We start from the raw sequence: 15,732 nt of genomic DNA on the forward strand, positions 1-15,732 counted from the left end.
AAAACCAATGACAGGGATTTCAATGAGGGACAGTGCAATGACATTTCGCGAATGTGGGCGCCGGGCGGTTCTGCCGGGCCTCGGATTGCTGCTGGCGGCCATGCTGCCGGCCGGCACGGCTGAAGCCGCGGCATCGGTCAACAAGGGCGACACGACCTGGATGCTGATCGCCACCATCCTCGTCATCCTGATGACGATACCGGGCCTCGCCCTCTTCTATGGCGGCCTGGTGCGCTCGAAGAACGTGCTCTCGGTCCTGACCCAGGTCTTCATCTGCTTCTCGCTCATCGGCATCCTCTGGGTGATCTACGGCTATTCGATCGCCTTCACCAACGGCACCGCCTTCTTCGGCGGACTGTCGAAATTCTTTCTCGCCGGTGTCGACATCAACACCTTGGCGGCGACCTTCTCCAAGGAGGTCTATGTGCCGGAACTCACTTACGTGATGTTCCAGCTCACTTTCGCCGCGATCACGCCGGCGCTCATCGTCGGCGCCTTCGCCGAGCGCATGAAGTTCTCGGCCGTGCTGCTGTTCCTCGTCCTGTGGTTCACCTTCGCCTATCTGCCGATGGCGCATATGGTGTGGTGGTGGGCCGGACCCGACGCCTATACGCTGAGCCCTGACAATATCGAGGCAGTGAAGGCGGCGGTCGGCGAACAGGCGGCGACGGACTTCCTCGCCAAGCTCGCCGCGGCGACCGACGATGCGGCTAAGGCCACGGTGCTTGCCGATTATTCGACGGCGGTCAACGCCTCGAATGGCTGGCTGTTCAACTGGGGGGCCATCGATTTCGCCGGCGGCACCGTCGTCCATATCAATGCCGGCATTGCCGGTCTCGTCTGCGCCTTGGTCCTCGGCAAACGGGTCGGTTATGGCAAGGACGCCATGGCGCCGCACAGCCTGCCGCTCACTCTGGTCGGCGCCTCGCTGCTCTGGGTCGGCTGGTATGGCTTCAATGCCGGCTCCAACCTCGAATCCAATGGCCTCACCGCCCTTGTCGTCCTCAACACGACCATCGCCACCGGTGCCGCGGCGCTCGCCTGGACCTTCGGCGAATGGGTGACACGCGGCCATCCGAGCCTCTTGGGTGCGGCCTCCGGCGCGGTGGCGGGCCTCGTCGCCATCACGCCCGCCTGCGGCTGGGTCGGGCCGGGGGCCGCCATCATCATCGGCCTCATCGCCGGCTTCGTCTGCCTGTGGGCGGTGGTGTGGATGAAGGCGCGCTTCGGCTATGACGACTCGCTCGACGTCTTCGGCGTCCATGGCGTGGGCGGCATCGTCGGCGCCCTCCTCACCGGCATCTTCGTCAATCCGGCGCTGGGCGGTGTCGGCGTCACCGACTATACCGCCACCGACACCTCGACCAAGGTCCTCGATTACTCCTTCTCGGGCCAGATGACGGCGCAGATCGTCGCCGTCCTCACCGCCCTCGTGGTCTCGGGGGTGGTGAGTTATGTGGCGCTGATGATCTGCAAGGCGGTGACGGGCCTCAGGGTCTCGGAAGCCGAAGAGCGCGAGGGCCTCGATATCGCCTCCCATGGCGAGCGGGCCTATAACTGACCCCTCTTTCGAGCCGTTCGCAGGCAAGAGGCGGAGCCGCAAGGCTCCGCCTTTTTTCATTGGGCTGAAAGCCTCGACTTAACGCCACTTTAACCACGCCCCGCCAGACTCCGTGTTAACCATTTTTTGTATTCGAGACGGGGTTGCCTGATGGCAGGTCGACGCGCGGCTATCGCTCATCCAATCGACACTGACGACGGTGCCGTGCCGGCGGCGATCCGCCGCTTCCTGCGCAACCGCCTGATGGAGTTTCTGGGCTTCCTCTGCTTCGCTTTGTGCCTGGCGGTGGGCGTGGCGCTCGCCACCTGGTCGCCTACCGACCCCTCGCTCAGCCGCGCCGTCGACGGCGCGCCGCGCAATCTTCTGGGCTATCCGGGCGCCATCATCTCCGATCAGCTCCTGCAGCTCTTCGGCCTCGCTGTCGTCGCCGTCGTGGCGCTTCCGCTCTTGTGGAGCATGCGACTCATGACGCATCACCCGGTGGTGAGGCCGGTCAGATCGTTCTTCGCCTGGATCGTCTTCACCTTTGCGCTCTCGGCCTTCCTCGCCATGATCCCGCCGCCTGAGGGCTTCGCGCTCGAAGCGGGCTTCGGCGGCCAGACCGGCGAGGTCTTGAAATCGGCGCTGCTCGCGGTGCTCAACCTCGGCTTCAAGGGCTTCTTCGCCTTGCTCGTCGCCGCCGCTCTCTTTGGCGCCGGCGCCGTCTTCGCAGGTGCTGCGGCGGCAGGCCTCAGCCGCTCCGACGGGGCGCTCTCGGCTGCGGCCGGCTATTACATCCGCTGGGCCGCTTCCTGGCTGTGGAGCCTCTTGCGCAGCCTCTTCCAGCGCTGGCGCATGCTGCGCCAGCTCAAGGCGCAGGACAAAGCCTTCCGCGCCCGCGAGGCGAGTGCGACGCGCAAGACCGGACGCGTCGAGCCGCGCCTCGACCGCAACGCCAAGGGCGGCGAAAAGGACAATCCGCCCTGGCTCAAGCTTCCCTCTTCCGATGAGGAGGAAGAGATCGACATCGAGATGGACGGCGACGAGGAAGAAGGCGAGGACGAAGAGGAAGGCGAAAGCGAGGACGATGAACCGGAAGCGGCAGCACCGCGCCGCGTGAGAGCGCGCGCCAATCAGTCCATCAAGCAGGCGAAGCCCAGCAGGAAGCGCCAGAAGAGCGACTATGAACTGCCCGAGCTCACGCTTCTCGCCGAGCCCAAGAAGAACAACCGCGCCGTCGAACTGTCGCCTGAGATGCTCGAGCAGAATGCCCGGGCGCTTGAAGGCGTGCTCGAGGATTTCGGCGTCAGGGGCCAGATCGTCAATGTGCGCCCGGGCCCGGTGGTGACGCTTTACGAGCTCGAGCCCGCGCCCGGCATCAAATCGTCGCGCGTGATCAGCCTTGCCGACGACATCGCCCGCTCGATGAGCGCCATCTCGGCGCGCGTCGCGGTGGTCTCGGGACGCAATGCCATCGGCATCGAACTGCCCAACCCCAAGCGCGAGACCGTCTATCTGCGCGAGCTTTTGGGCTCGGAAGCCTTCGAGAAGACCAACCAGAATCTGGCGCTGGCGCTCGGCAAGAACATCGGCGGCGAGCCGGTCTTCGCCGATCTCGCCCGCATGCCGCATCTGCTCATCGCCGGCACCACGGGCTCGGGCAAATCGGTCGGCATCAACACGATGATCCTGTCGCTGCTCTATCGCCACACGCCCGACCGCTGCAAGCTCATCATGATCGATCCCAAGATGCTCGAGCTCTCGGTCTATGAGGGCATCCCGCATCTGCTCGCGCCCGTCGTCACCGATCCGCGCAAGGCGGTCGTGGCGCTCAAATGGGCGGTGCGCGAGATGGAGGACCGCTACCGCAAGATGTCGAAGGTCGGCGTGCGCAATATCGACGGCTTCAATGCCAGGCTCGAGCAGGCGCGCGAGAAGGGCGAGGCCATGTCGCGCACGGTGCAGACCGGCTTCGATCCGGAATCGGGCGAGCCGATCTTCGAGCGCGAGGAAATGGATCTCTCGGCCATGCCCTACATCGTGGTCATCATCGACGAGATGGCCGACCTGATGATGGTGGCGGGCAAGGACATCGAAGGCGCCGTGCAGCGCCTGGCCCAGATGGCGCGCGCCGCCGGCATCCATGTGGTGATGGCGACCCAGCGGCCCTCGGTCGACGTCATCACCGGCACCATCAAGGCGAACTTCCCGACCCGCATCTCCTTCCAGGTGACCTCCAAGATCGACAGCCGCACGATCCTCGGCGAGCAAGGCGCCGAGCAGCTCCTGGGGCAGGGCGACATGCTCTATATGGCGGGCGGCGGGCGCATCTCGCGCCTGCATGGCCCCTTCGTGTCGGACGACGAGGTCGAGAAGATCGTCCGCTCATTGAAGAAGCAGGGGGCGCCCGAATATATCGAGGCGGTCACCGAGGAGCCGGAAGAAGGCTATGGCGAGGCGGGCGGCGGCTCCTATGGCGAAGGCGGCGGCTCGGGCGGCGGTTCGGGCGATGAGCTCTACGACCAGGCGGTGGCGGTGGTTTTGCGCGACAAGAAGGTGTCGACGAGCTATATCCAGAGGCGCCTCCAGATCGGCTATAACAAGGCGGCGAGCCTCATCGAGCGGATGGAGAAGGAAGGCCTGATCTCGTCCGCCAATGCCACCGGCAAGCGTGAAATCCTGGTGCCGGGGGACAGCGCCAGGGATTGATGAATGTGTAGGAAGTGCCGCAAAAGCGCCCCCTTATTGGGGGATTAGGGCCACATCCAAGCGAAGCGAAGGGAACCTGACGTGACGAAGCTCTTCAGCAAGAAATTCCGCGGCCTCATGGCGGCAGCGACCATGGCCGGCCTCCTCTCTCTGGGCGGGGCCGGGGTCGCCAAATCCGTCGACCTGACCGCCGACCAGTCCGCCCGCGTCAAGGAAGTCGCCAGCTATATCCAGGGCTTCAAGACGCTGCAGGGCGAGTTCACCCAGGTGAGCTCAAAGGGCAATGTTTCCAAGGGCGTTTTCATCCTGTCGAAGCCCGGCAAGATGCGCTTCGAATATGCCTCGCCCAACCCCTTCATCATCGTCTCGGACGGGACCTGGGTGACGATCAAGAACCGGGCCAAGGACAAGGCCGAGGAATATCCCTTGTCGCAGACGCCGCTCAGGCTCGTTCTCGACGACGACATCGACCTGCTCGAGGAAGCCAATATCCTTGATGTCGACATCAAGGATGGGCTCACCACCATCACCTTGCAGGACCGCAAGAAGACCGTGCCGGGCCACCTGATCATTACCTATGACGAGGCCAAGAAGGCGCTCCAGCAATGGGTGGTGGTCGACGGCCAGGGCCGGCGCACCACGGTTTCGCTGGAGAATATTGTCGCAGGCGGCAAGCCCGATCCAAAATTATTCAAGGTCGAAGTGCGCCGCCTGAAGGACAAGAAGCGCTAGCTTTCCGGCGCGGAACAACCGCGCCTCGAGGAATCCGCGCCGATTCAAATCGTTAGCCGAAATATGCGGTTTTTGTGGCAAAGTTTCCGCGTTTTCGGCCCGGAAATAGGCGCATATCTGCTCTCCTGAATGTGACTGGCTGGGCATTGAAATCCGGATACGGACTATCTAACTAATCAGTCGTGCAGCAGGCTAAGTCCCAGCCCACGCCCCCCCGCTTGTAGGTTGGGATCTGCTGTACGCGCCGGTCTTCCCCTCCCGGCGCAATTGCGCACGAGGCGCCGGGCGCCCGGACCCCGAACCGGGCGCCCACTTTTTTGCCCCCTTGCCTCGGAACCGGGCGGCGGGCATTTACCCTCCTCATGAAACTGAAAATCGCCACCTGGAACATCAATTCCGTGCGCTTGCGCATCGGCCTGGTCTGCCGCCTGCTCAAGGAGCGCGCCCCCGACGTCCTCTGCCTCCAGGAAACCAAATGCCCACAAGGGCAGTTTCCCTCCGCGCCCCTCAAGGAGCTGGGCTACACCCATATCGCCGAGTCCGGCCAGGCCGGCTATCACGGCGTCGCCATCGTCTCGCGCCTGCCGCTCAATCAGATCGCCGTGCGCGCCTTCTGCCAGAAGCAGGACTGCCGCCATATCGCCGCCGTCATCGGCGAGCGCGAGCCCATCATCCTGCACAATCTCTATGTGCCCGCCGGCGGCGATGAGCCCGACCGCGAGATCAACGAGAAATTCGGCCACAAGCTCGATTTCGTCGCCGAGCTCGAGCACTGGTTCGGCAACGGCTCGGTGCCGGCCAAGCATCACGGCATCGTGGTCGGCGACCTCAATATCGCGCCGCTCGAAAACGATGTCTGGTCGCACAAGCAGCTCTTGAAGATCGTGAGCCACACGCCGGTCGAGACGGAGGGGCTCACCCGGGCCCAGGCGGCGGGCGGCTGGGTCGACCTGATCCGCCAGCACATCCCGGCCGAAGAGAAGGTCTACACCTGGTGGAGCTACCGCGCCCACGACTGGCAATTGTCCGATCGCGGCCGCAGGCTCGATCATATCTGGAGCACGCCCGATCTCGCGCGCAGGAGCCAGGGCATCGAGATCCTGCGCGGCGCGCGCGGATGGCCACAGCCTTCCGACCATGTGCCGGTGATGGCGACGCTGGAGGTATAGCCGGGTCTAGGCGTCTCAGCCGCGCGGGAAGGAGGGCGCGTTTTCGAGCATCTGCCGGATACGGTCGAATTCGGTGACGGAGCCCGTGAGCTTGCGCGACAGCGCGCTCATCACCTTCGTCCCGAAATCGGGGAATTCGCCGACCACGCGCATGAAGGTGTCGCGGGTGATGCGGGTGGCGGTAATGGGGCCCTTGGCGGTCACATTCACCGAATAGGCGACGCCGGCGATCATCGCGAGCTCGCCCAGGAAAGCGCCGGGTCCGGCGACCGCCACCACGAGGCGCTCTTCGCCCTGGCTCCGCCACACCTCCGCTTCACCCGACAGCAGGAGATAGGCCGCGGACCCCGTGCCGCCGGCGCGGAAGATGTCGGCCTTTTCGGCGAACTGAACCCTTTCGCTGGCGAAAGCCATGACCTGCAGATGCGCGGGATCGCATTCCGCGAAGAGCGGAATCTGCCTCAAGCTCTCGGCATTCATCCTGACGCTCATGGTCGGCGCCTAAAGCGCGACGGCGCTACGTCGCCATCGCGCATTATCCTTTTGTTTGCGCATGATCTTCTCGGAAAACCGGTAGATGGCCGGGTCAAGCCCGGCCACAAGCTTTTCCGGATCATGCGCCCCTGTAGACGCTGCACCCTGCTGGTCCTGTTCCCTCGCCAAATGCCCGTTTCGCGAATCACCCTGTAAACTCACCCCAGAACCCCTGCGTACCACGTCAACCGAATCAAGGGAAAAGCCGTCTCCGTCACGGCACCAGCTTATAGCCGCCGGCCTCTGTCACCAGGATCTCGGCATGCGAGGGATCGCGCTCGATCTTCTGGCGCAGCCGGTAGATATGGGTCTCGAGCGTGTGGGTGGTGACACCGGCATTGTAGCCCCAGACGTCATGCAGCAGCGTGTCGCGGCCGATCACCTGCTCGCCCGCCCGGTAGAGGAACTTGATGATCGCGGTTTCCTTCTCGGTGAGCCTGATCTTCTTGGCGTCGTCGCGCACCAGGAGCTTGGCCGAGGGCTTGAACGTATAGGGACCGACCCTGAAGACCGCATCCTCGCTCTGCTCGTGCTGGCGCAGATGCGCCCTGATGCGGGCGAGCAGCACCCCGAAGCGGAACGGCTTGGTGACATAGTCGTTGGCGCCGGCATCGAGGCCGAGGATCATGTCGGAATCCGACGTCTGGCCGGTCAGCATGATGACCGGCCCTTTATGGCCGTTGCGCCGCATCGCCTTGCAGGCCTCGCGGCCGTCCATGTCCGGCAGGTTGACATCGAGAAGGACGACATCGGCACCGTCATTCTTGAGCGTCTTGACACCCGCCGTCGCGTTCGCCGCCTCGGCGACGGTGAATTCCTCATGCAGAGCGAATTGTTCCTTGAGGGTCTCGCGCAATACATCATCGTCATCGATGATGAGAATGCGTATAGCCATGCTTACACCTGCCATGCCGGTCTATTGCCCGCCTGCCCATTTGATGTTTTAAAAGGCCGCCCGCGCCTTGAAAAGCCCTTGAGCACGTGAACCGCTCCCTCGCTCTCATTCATGTCCGCACCCTGACGGCCTCGGCCCAGGACGGCCTGCTGATCGCCGGCAATTTGCGACTGCCCTGCAAGCTCGGCCGCGCCGGCCGCTGCTCGCTGAAGCGCGAAGGCGACGGAGCGACACCCAGAGGGCTGTGGCCGCTGCGGCGGGTCCTGGCGCGAAGGAACTCACAAGGCCGGCTACGCACCGGGCTGCCTTTTCGTTTCATCGCCCCCGATGACGGCTGGTGCGACGATCCGGCCGACCGCAACTACAACCGCCCGGTCAAGCTGCCATACCCGGCGAGTCATGAGGAATTATGGCGCAAGGACCACCTCTATGATGTCGTGGTCATCCTCGGCCATAACGACCGGCCGCGCGTAAGAGGCGCCGGTAGTGCCGTGTTCTTTCACCTGGCCGATCCCCAGGGGGGCCCGACCGCCGGCTGCATCGCCGTCTCGGCCGCGGACATGCGCAAGGTCCTGGCGCTCTGCGGCCCGAAAACGAAGATCCGGGTCTGGTAAAAGCACCGGCTCAAAGAGCTACAGCGAAAATACCTGGTACGCCGTCTGGCAAGGATTGCCCGCGGCCACATGGATCAGGCCCGCTTCCGGCTCGTGGATGATCGCCGCGATGGTCTGGACATTTTCCTGATGGCGGCAGAGGGAGCCCCGGTCGTCATGATGATCGGCGAAAGCGCGTTTCACGTCGGGCAAAGTGAGCCGGCCGATGTTTGGGGCGAAGAGATGCTCCAGACGTTGCTGGCGCGCGGGCGAGTCCGGCATGGACGAGCGGAGCGCATCCGAGGCCGACCAGCGCTCGCTGCAGAAGTGATTGGCGTGCACCAGCCACGCGCGGCCCCGACCTAAGATCTCGACGCCCATGGGCGTCACTTCCATGTCGGCGATCGATCCTTCGCCATCGGTCACGATGTAGTTGGATGATGAGCAAACGCCTGTCGCCTCAGCCAGCTTCACGCACTGATCGACTGAGCTTTTCTCCAAAAGGGCTCTTTTCATCAGGTAATGCGGCATGCCTTTGGCGTTCCACTGGCCGGTCGAGAGCGCGTTCTGGACGGTGCTCACCTTGGCGGAATTGATGCCGGGATAGCCCACGAGGCCGGCGAAGGTGCACATCAGGATGGCGGGCCCCTGGTCGGGCTCGATGCGGAGCATGGCAAGACCAGCGCGATTTGCCGGGTGCTGGTCCAATGTCTGGCCGGACAGAACCTGCCGGCTTTGGGTGACATTCCGGCTGGCCGCAAAGGCGGTGCACAGGCTGTCGACCGACGTCGCACCAAGCGTGTCGGCGCGCGTATTCGCCAGGAGCACATCGGCGAAATCCAAGCGCGCGCCATCGGCGATGCCGCGCATTTCCTCGACGAGCTGAGGGAAACGGCTTTGGTAGGCCGGCAGAAAGGCCATGGCGCCGGCCCTGAGGTCGGTGATCCTCGGCATCTTCAGATCTGGCGGCAGGCCGCGCCAGGCTGCTTCATCGGCCAGAACCTCCTGCAGGATGGCGGGATAGAGCGCGATGAGGTCGCCCAGCGCCCGTCCATGCTGGCGGCCGCGCTCATAGGGACCGCCCGAGACGGTAATGAAGGGCAAAGGCTGCGGATCGTCGGACATCTCGCTCAGGTCTCACTGGTCGATGGAGAATGATGTTGCAAGCGCTTCCAAACTTCAATATGAATCAGTCGCCTTATAACGACAAACATGCGTCTAAATGCATGGGAGCGCTTCCAAAATTTATCAGAAGCCAGGAGGAAACTGTGATCCATTCCCATAAACTCAAAAGAAGCCTCGCCGTTCTCGCTTTGCTGCTCGGGACCGCTTCGGCGGCGCTCGCTCAGGACAAGCCGAAATACTATGTCAATTTCATCGGCGGTCCGGAAATCCAGTTCTTCGCCGTGGTCAAGCGCGGCGTCGAGGAAGCGGGCAAGGACTTGGGTGTCGAGGCCATCTTCAGCGGCCCCAAATGCTGCGACATCAATCTGCAGGCGCAGTTGCTCAAATCGAATGTCGCGGCCAAGCCCGATGGCATTGCGGTCGAATTCAACGATCCGAAGGCGCTGAGCAAACCGCTTCTCGATGCACTCGATGCCGGCATTCCGGTGGTTCTGGTCAACACGCAAAATTTTGCCGAGGAGAGCGACCCGCGCATCAAGGCGCTCGCTTATATCGGCCAGGACGAGCGCGTGTCGGGCGCCAAGGTCGGCGCCGGCCTCAAGCCGCATCTGAAGAAGGGCGCGCATGTCGTCTGCCAGAATCCAGGCCCCGCCCAGATCGTTCAGACCATCCGCTGCGACGGGCTCAAGGCCTATCTCGAGAAAGAGCTCGGCGCCACCGTCGATGTGCTCGTCAACACCGCCTCGACGCCGGCCCAGGGCATCTCCGTTCTCGACGGCTACATGCGCTCGCACAAGAACACATCGGCCATTGTCAGCCTCAATCCCGAAACCGGCACCTATGCCTGCCAGTGGGTGGACAAGAACAAGATGCATGGCCAGGTCACGCTCGGCGGCTATGACGTCTCGCCCGCGGTCCTCGACTGCATCAAGCGCGGCACCACCGCCTTCACCCTCGTGCAGCAAGCCTATGCGCAAGGTTATCTCGCGGTCGTCGCCCTCTACATGAAGCACAAATACGGCATGACCCCGCCGAACATCGACACCAGCACGCTCTATGTCACCAAGGAGAACGCCGACTCCTTCCAGCCCATCGTCGATTCCGGTCGCGGCGGCTGATCAACCGCCCTCGAATGTCCAACGAATTGGAAGCTTCATCTCATCCGCCGGCGAGCGCTCCCGCCGGCGGTGCCGGACAGAGGATCGTGCGCCGGCTGTTCGCCCTGCAGGAGCTGGGCGTGCTGGTCGCAGGCCTGGTCATCGCGGCTGTCTTCGCTTTGCTCTCGCCCGAATTCCTCACCCTCGCCTCGCTCGGCTCCATTCTGGCGAGCGCCGTCCAGTTCGGCCTGGTGGGCCTCGGCGTCACGATGCTGCTCATCGCCGGGGAATATGATCTTTCCGTCGCCTCGGTCTATTCGCTGTGCCCTCTGGTGATGGCGGCCCTTTGGATCAATGGCGAGGTCAATGTCTATCTGGCTTTGCTCCTCGCTTTGGTGCTGGCCGCCGTGATCGGCCTCATCAACGGCCTGGCGACGCTCTATCTGGGCATTCCGTCCTTCATCATCACCTTGGCGACCGCCTTGTTCTGGGCGGGGGTCAGCCTCAATCTCACGGGCGGCTACCCGATCAGCTATTTCGGCGATGCCGCCATCATGAGATGGCTCGGCGCCGTCGAGATCGGCAGCAGCCGGATTTCGGTGTCCATCCTGTGGCTCCTGGCGACGGCGGTGCTGCTGATGCTGGTCTTGCGCGCCACGCCGGTCGGCAACTGGATATTCGCGAGCGGAGGCGATGGGCGTGCCGCCCGCGCTATGGGCGTGCCCGTCGGCCGCGTGAAGGTGTCCTGTTTCATCCTCTGCTCGGTCCTCGCCGCGTTGACCGGCATCATCCAGTTCGGATCGTTCGGATCGGCGACACCCACGCAAGGATCCGATCTCGCTTTGACCGCGATCGTGGTGGCGGTGGTCGGCGGCGGCTCATTGCTCGGCGGGCGCGGCAGCATCATCGGAGCGCTTCTCGCCGCCGTCGTCCTCGGCATGTCCTATACCGGGCTCGTGCTCTCCGGCGTGTCGACGACATGGTTCCAGTCCTTCGTCGGCTTTCTCCTCTTGTTCGCGGTCATCATCAATCTGCGCACCGCGGCACTCGGCGCCAAATTCGGGGTGATCCGCAAATCATGACGGCGACCCCCGCGCATGCCCCGCTCTACGAGCTCAGCGACGTCACGCTGAGCTTCGGCAATGTCGTGGCCATCTCCGGCGTGACGCTCGATGTCCTTCCGGGCCAGGTCGTCGGCCTCGTCGGCGACAATGGCGCCGGCAAATCGACGCTGATGAAGGTCATGAACGGTTTTCATCGGCCGGGTTCCGGCGTCATGCGCTTCAAGGGAGAGGACGTGGCCTTCGCATCGCCCCGGGACGCGCGGCGCATCGGCATCGAAACGGTGTATCAGGATCTGGCGCTGATCCCGGCGCTCAGCATCTGGCGCAATTTCTTTCTCGGCCGCGAACGGGCAGGCGGCATTCGGCCGTTCCGCTATCTCAAAAAGGACGAGATGCGCGAATTGTCGATATCGCGCCTGCGCGAGCTCGGCCTCACGCGGCTCAGGTCGCCCGATGAACCCGTCGACATCCTTTCCGGCGGCGAGCGCCAGGCCCTCGCCATCGCCCGGGCCCGCTTCTTCGGCGGCAGCCTGCTGTTGCTCGACGAACCGGCATCGGCGCTGTCGGTGAAGGAAACCGAGAAGGTGTCCGAGGCGATACACAATGCCCGCAAGGACGGCATAGGCGTCGTCATCATCGATCACAACATTGCCCATGTGCACCGCATCTGCGACAAGATCGTCGTTCTCGAGAACGGCCGTGTGCTGAAGACGGTGGATCAGAGCGACGTGACCGCCGCGACCGTCGCCGACATGGTCGCGGGACGTCATAAGCTTTGAAGCGACGGGCAGGGAAGATGCAAAGAGCGGCAACCAGAGTGAACGAGCTTTCGGCCCTCGAGCTGCGCCGCATGATCTCACGCCGCGAAATCTCGCCGCGGGAGCTGGCTGCCGAATTCCTGCGCGCCATCCGCGCCGTCGATCCGAAAATCAGGTCCTATGTCACCGTCGATGACGCCATGACGCTCGCCATGGCGGAAGATGTCGAACGCCGTCTCGCTCAGGGCGAGGACCTGCCGCTTGCCGGCATACCCTATGCGCTCAAGGATCTCACCGACACGGCGGGCTTGCGCACCACCTATGGCTCGCGCGCGCGGCAACACAACGTACCCCGCGCCGATGCCGCCGTTGCCAGCAGGCTCAAGGCCTCGGGCGGCATTTTGCTGGGCAAGACCAACACGCCCGAATTCGGCAACCGGGCGACCACCGCCTTCGGGCTGTTCCCCGCGACCCTCAATCCCTGGCGGCTCGATCTCACCGCTGGCGGCTCGAGCGGCGGCTCGGCCGCGGCTGTGGCCGCCTGCCTCGCCGCTTTCGCGGGAGGATCGGACGGCGGCGGTTCCATCCGGATCCCCTCGAGCTGCTGCGGCGTCGTCGGCATCAAGGCCTCGCGCGGGCGCATATCGAACGCGCCCAATGCCAATCCCCGGGGCGGCCTCATCACCCATGGCCCGATCGCCCGCAGCGTGCGCGACGCCGCCCTGATGCTCGACGTGATGGCAGGGTATGAGCCTGGCGATCCCTTCTATGCGCCCCCGCATCCAGGCGGTTTTCTCGCCGCGGCCGACCAGAAGCCTGAACGATTGCGCATCGGCTTGTTGCTCAAGAGCGACAAGTGGATAGATCCGCAGGTCGTGAAGGCGGTGGAGGAAACGGCCTCTCTCCTGCGCTCGCTTGGGCACCATGTCGCGGAAGCGGATGTCGATCTGACCGGGCTGGGCCCGCTGTTCCGCATCATGGCGGAGTCGGAAGGTGCCGCCAATGACGTCGATCCGTCGCACTACAGCGACGCCTATTCGGTATGGTGCCATGAACGCGGCTCCAAGCTCTCGGCGGTGGAATTCATCCGCGCGACGGAGGAGATGTTCCGCAGAAGCCGCGAGATCATCACCTCGGCCTTGGAGTGGGATGTGCTGCTGACGCCGACCGTCACGCTGCCGCCGCAGCCGGTCGCGACCTTCCTCGCAACCGTCGAGCGCGTCGCCGAGGACGATCTCGCTTACATACCTTTCACCTATCCCTTCAACATCACCGGCCAGCCGGCGATATCGCTTCCGCTCGGCTGGAGCACTGAAGAGACGCCGATCGGGGTCCAGTTCGTCGGTCCGCCTTTCGGCGAGGCGCGGCTTATTTCACTGGCGGCCGAGATCGAGGCCGCGGCTCCCTGGCAGTCGCGCTATCCCGCCACCATGGCGCGCCCGTCATGAGCAGGAGAAAGTCCGGGCATGGCGGCGGCGAGCGACCCCAACTGGCGCCGGCCGTCGTTACCGCAAACGATGTCGCGCGCCGGGCCGGTGTCTCGCTTTCGACCGTGTCGCGGACCTTCACCGAGGGTGCGAGCGTCTCCTCCGCCACCCGCAAGCTTGTGTCCGAGACCGCCAAGAGCTTGGGCTATAGGCCCAACATCTTGGCGCGCAGCCTGATGACCAATCGCACCGAGCTCATCGGGCTCATCACCAGCGAGTTCGAGAACCCGATCTATCTCGAGATACTTAGCCAGTTCATCACCTCGCTGCAGCGCCAAGGCCTCAGGCCGCTGGTCGTCAATCTCACCGAGGGCCTGCCGGCCAACGGCGCTCTCGGCATCCTGATGCAATACAAGGTCGATGGCGTGATCGTCGCCTCGTCAGGGCTGCATGCGGAATTCGCCAAGGCCTGCGCCGCCATGGGCCTGCCGCTGGTCCAGGCCTTTGGCCGCCCCGTCGGCGAGATCGCCGCGAACTCGGTCGGCGCCGACAATTATGCCGGCGGGCGGATTGCCGCCGAGCTGATGTGCCGCCACGGCTATCGCAAGCTCGCTTATCTCGGCGGTCCGGAAAATGCGACCTCGACGATCGACCGTCTCAAGGGTTTTCGCGAGCATCTCGAGCTTGCGGGTGCGAGCCTCGTGGACATGCGCTTCAGCCACGCATTCTCCTATCACGGCGGCCTCGAGGCCATGCGCGATATTCTCGGCGCCGGACATGTCGAAGCGGTATTCTGCGGCAATGATGTCATGGCCATGGGGGCGCTCGACGCTTGCCGCGAGGCGGGCATAGACGTTCCAGGGCAGATGGGCATCGTCGGCTTCGACGACATCCCGATGGCCGCGTGGGGCGGCTACAATCTGACGACTATTCGGCAGCCGATCGGCGATATCGTCGCCACGGCGGTGGAGCTCATCGTCTCGCTCATCAGCGGGCCCAAGCGCGCGAGCGTGGCCCAGCTCTTTTCCTGCATGCCGGTCGAGCGCGGGACGCTGCGTCCGCTTGCACCCCATTCACATTCATAGGATCGAGAATGACGGAAGACGGCAAAGTTGCAGTTGTGACGGGCGGCACGCGCGGCATAGGCGCTGCGATCGCTGGCGCCCTGGCCGAGCGCGGCGTCAGGCTGGTGCTCAATGGCCGTGGCCGCGACCCTGAGGTCGATTCTCTGCTTGACGATCTCAGGGCCATCACCCGGACCGAATTGGTACTGGGCAATGCGGCATCGCCCGACACGGCGGCCATGATGGTCGAGCATGCGCTGAAGCATTTCGGCCGCGTCGACTATGTCGTCGCCGCGGCAGGCGGCGCCTATCCGGGGACGATCCTCGATCTTTCCGAGGAGACCTGGCTCGATGCGTTCCGCGTGCATGTCCATGCGGTGTTTCATCTGTTCAAGGCGGCCCACGCAGCGCTGGCCCGTGAAGGCGGCGGATTCCTCATGATCGGCTCCGCCGCAGGCCTGCGCGGCTGCCCGGCCTCGATCGCCTATCAGACGGTCAAGGGCGCGCTCCCGCCCATGGCCCGCGCCTTGGCTCGCGACCATGGCCACGAGAACATCCGCGTCAATGCGATACTGCCCGGCATCATCCGCACCCGCTTCCATGCCGCCATGACGCGCGAGGCCGAACGCAACAATCTCGACAACCGCATCCCGCTGCACCGTTTCGGATCGTCGGAAGATGTCGCCTCGGCAGCGCTCGAACTGCTGACCAACCGTTTCATCACCGGCGAGACCCTGGTGATCGACGGCGGCATGTCCATGCGCATGGTGTGATTGTTGTTTGCTCCTAATCCGCTGTGTACAAGTAGCAACAGCGTATCGTTCACTCCACGACCTACTGAGAGCGCGCAATCTCCAAAGCTTGTACTGTCCCGGAGGGATGAAAGAACAATGGAAGGCGGAAACTCAGGGAGACTGATTGGACTGGTAATCTTCATCGCCCTCAGCGTTGTCGTAATTTATTTCGTTAAACGCTCGGAGTGGCGGAAGAAACAGCAAGCGGGCGAATTTTCGGCAAAGCCAAAA

Annotated in this window: 14 protein-coding genes; 11 read left to right on the forward strand and 3 right to left on the reverse strand. The window is 63.9% G+C overall.

Annotated features, from left to right (window positions below):
- Positions 1-37: 37 nt before the first annotated feature.
- The 4 genes from DS839_RS12790 (at position 38) to DS839_RS12805 (ending at position 6,150) form a co-directional block, all read left to right on the forward strand.
- Positions 38-1,561: an ammonium transporter gene (locus DS839_RS12790; protein ID WP_438816514.1), complete on the forward strand. Its 1,524-nt coding sequence runs from the start codon at positions 38-40 to the stop codon at positions 1,559-1,561.
- Positions 1,562-1,711: 150 nt separating this feature from the next.
- Positions 1,712-4,249, forward strand: a complete 2,538-nt coding sequence (locus tag DS839_RS12795; RefSeq protein ID WP_119270713.1) for a DNA translocase FtsK — start codon at positions 1,712-1,714, stop codon at positions 4,247-4,249.
- 81 nt (positions 4,250-4,330) lie between these two features.
- Positions 4,331-4,981 (forward strand): LolA family protein, encoded by a 651-nt coding sequence (locus DS839_RS12800; RefSeq protein WP_119270714.1) that lies wholly within the window; start codon positions 4,331-4,333, stop codon positions 4,979-4,981.
- 362 nt (positions 4,982-5,343) lie between these two features.
- On the forward strand, positions 5,344-6,150 hold the full coding sequence (locus tag DS839_RS12805) for an exodeoxyribonuclease III (protein WP_119270715.1): 807 nt from the start codon (positions 5,344-5,346) through the stop codon (positions 6,148-6,150).
- A 15-nt stretch (positions 6,151-6,165) separates the two neighbouring features.
- Here DS839_RS12805 and DS839_RS12810 read toward each other — a convergent pair whose 3' ends face one another.
- Positions 6,166-6,642 (reverse strand): Crp/Fnr family transcriptional regulator, encoded by a 477-nt coding sequence (locus tag DS839_RS12810; protein ID WP_119270716.1) that lies wholly within the window; start codon positions 6,640-6,642, stop codon positions 6,166-6,168.
- 256 nt (positions 6,643-6,898) lie between these two features.
- Positions 6,899-7,579, reverse strand: a complete 681-nt coding sequence (locus DS839_RS12815) for a response regulator transcription factor (protein WP_119270717.1) — start codon at positions 7,577-7,579, stop codon at positions 6,899-6,901.
- Between the two features lie 86 nt (positions 7,580-7,665).
- On the opposite strand from DS839_RS12815, the gene DS839_RS12820 reads away from it, so the two are divergent.
- Complete coding sequence (locus tag DS839_RS12820; protein ID WP_119270718.1) at positions 7,666-8,193, forward strand: L,D-transpeptidase family protein; 528 nt, start codon at positions 7,666-7,668, stop codon at positions 8,191-8,193.
- An 18-nt stretch (positions 8,194-8,211) separates the two neighbouring features.
- Here DS839_RS12820 and DS839_RS12825 read toward each other — a convergent pair whose 3' ends face one another.
- Complete coding sequence (locus tag DS839_RS12825; protein ID WP_119270719.1) at positions 8,212-9,297, reverse strand: C45 family autoproteolytic acyltransferase/hydrolase; 1,086 nt, start codon at positions 9,295-9,297, stop codon at positions 8,212-8,214.
- A gap of 143 nt (positions 9,298-9,440) precedes the next feature.
- Between DS839_RS12825 and DS839_RS12830 the strand changes: the two genes are divergently transcribed.
- The 6 genes from DS839_RS12830 to DS839_RS12855 are packed head-to-tail and all read left to right on the forward strand — an operon-like array spanning position 9,441 to position 15,480.
- A complete protein-coding gene (locus DS839_RS12830; RefSeq protein ID WP_162918485.1) occupies positions 9,441-10,415 on the forward strand; it encodes a substrate-binding domain-containing protein in 975 nt (324 codons plus the stop codon).
- 14 nt (positions 10,416-10,429) lie between these two features.
- Positions 10,430-11,476, forward strand: coding sequence for an ABC transporter permease (locus DS839_RS12835; RefSeq protein WP_119270721.1), 1,047 nt, complete (start codon positions 10,430-10,432; stop codon positions 11,474-11,476).
- Positions 11,473-12,237: an ATP-binding cassette domain-containing protein gene (locus DS839_RS12840; protein ID WP_119270722.1), complete on the forward strand. Its 765-nt coding sequence runs from the start codon at positions 11,473-11,475 to the stop codon at positions 12,235-12,237. Before DS839_RS12835 ends, DS839_RS12840 begins: the two co-directional genes overlap by 4 nt.
- Before the next feature lie 17 nt (positions 12,238-12,254).
- Complete coding sequence (locus DS839_RS12845) at positions 12,255-13,664, forward strand: amidase (protein WP_119270723.1); 1,410 nt, start codon at positions 12,255-12,257, stop codon at positions 13,662-13,664.
- Positions 13,661-14,728: a LacI family DNA-binding transcriptional regulator gene (locus DS839_RS12850; protein ID WP_119270724.1), complete on the forward strand. Its 1,068-nt coding sequence runs from the start codon at positions 13,661-13,663 to the stop codon at positions 14,726-14,728. The genes DS839_RS12845 and DS839_RS12850 overlap by 4 nt, the downstream gene beginning before the upstream one ends.
- A gap of 8 nt (positions 14,729-14,736) precedes the next feature.
- Positions 14,737-15,480 (forward strand): SDR family NAD(P)-dependent oxidoreductase, encoded by a 744-nt coding sequence (locus DS839_RS12855; RefSeq protein ID WP_119270725.1) that lies wholly within the window; start codon positions 14,737-14,739, stop codon positions 15,478-15,480.
- Positions 15,481-15,732: the final 252 nt, after the last annotated feature.

Source organism: Taklimakanibacter deserti, from assembly GCA_003574785.1.

Coding starts and splice junctions, on each gene's coding strand:
- DS839_RS12805 (WP_119270715.1), top strand. CDS start 5,344: ATGAAACTGAAAATCGCCACCTGGAACATCAATTCCGTGCGCTTGCGC.
- DS839_RS12825 (WP_119270719.1), bottom strand. CDS start 9,297: ATGTCCGACGATCCGCAGCCTTTGCCCTTCATTACCGTCTCGGGCGGT.
- DS839_RS12790 (WP_438816514.1), top strand. CDS start 38: ATGACATTTCGCGAATGTGGGCGCCGGGCGGTTCTGCCGGGCCTCGGA.
- DS839_RS12855 (WP_119270725.1), top strand. CDS start 14,737: ATGACGGAAGACGGCAAAGTTGCAGTTGTGACGGGCGGCACGCGCGGC.
- DS839_RS12795 (WP_119270713.1), top strand. CDS start 1,712: ATGGCAGGTCGACGCGCGGCTATCGCTCATCCAATCGACACTGACGAC.
- DS839_RS12840 (WP_119270722.1), top strand. CDS start 11,473: ATGACGGCGACCCCCGCGCATGCCCCGCTCTACGAGCTCAGCGACGTC.
- DS839_RS12810 (WP_119270716.1), bottom strand. CDS start 6,642: ATGAGCGTCAGGATGAATGCCGAGAGCTTGAGGCAGATTCCGCTCTTC.
- DS839_RS12850 (WP_119270724.1), top strand. CDS start 13,661: ATGAGCAGGAGAAAGTCCGGGCATGGCGGCGGCGAGCGACCCCAACTG.
- DS839_RS12815 (WP_119270717.1), bottom strand. CDS start 7,579: ATGGCTATACGCATTCTCATCATCGATGACGATGATGTATTGCGCGAG.
- DS839_RS12845 (WP_119270723.1), top strand. CDS start 12,255: ATGCAAAGAGCGGCAACCAGAGTGAACGAGCTTTCGGCCCTCGAGCTG.
- DS839_RS12835 (WP_119270721.1), top strand. CDS start 10,430: ATGTCCAACGAATTGGAAGCTTCATCTCATCCGCCGGCGAGCGCTCCC.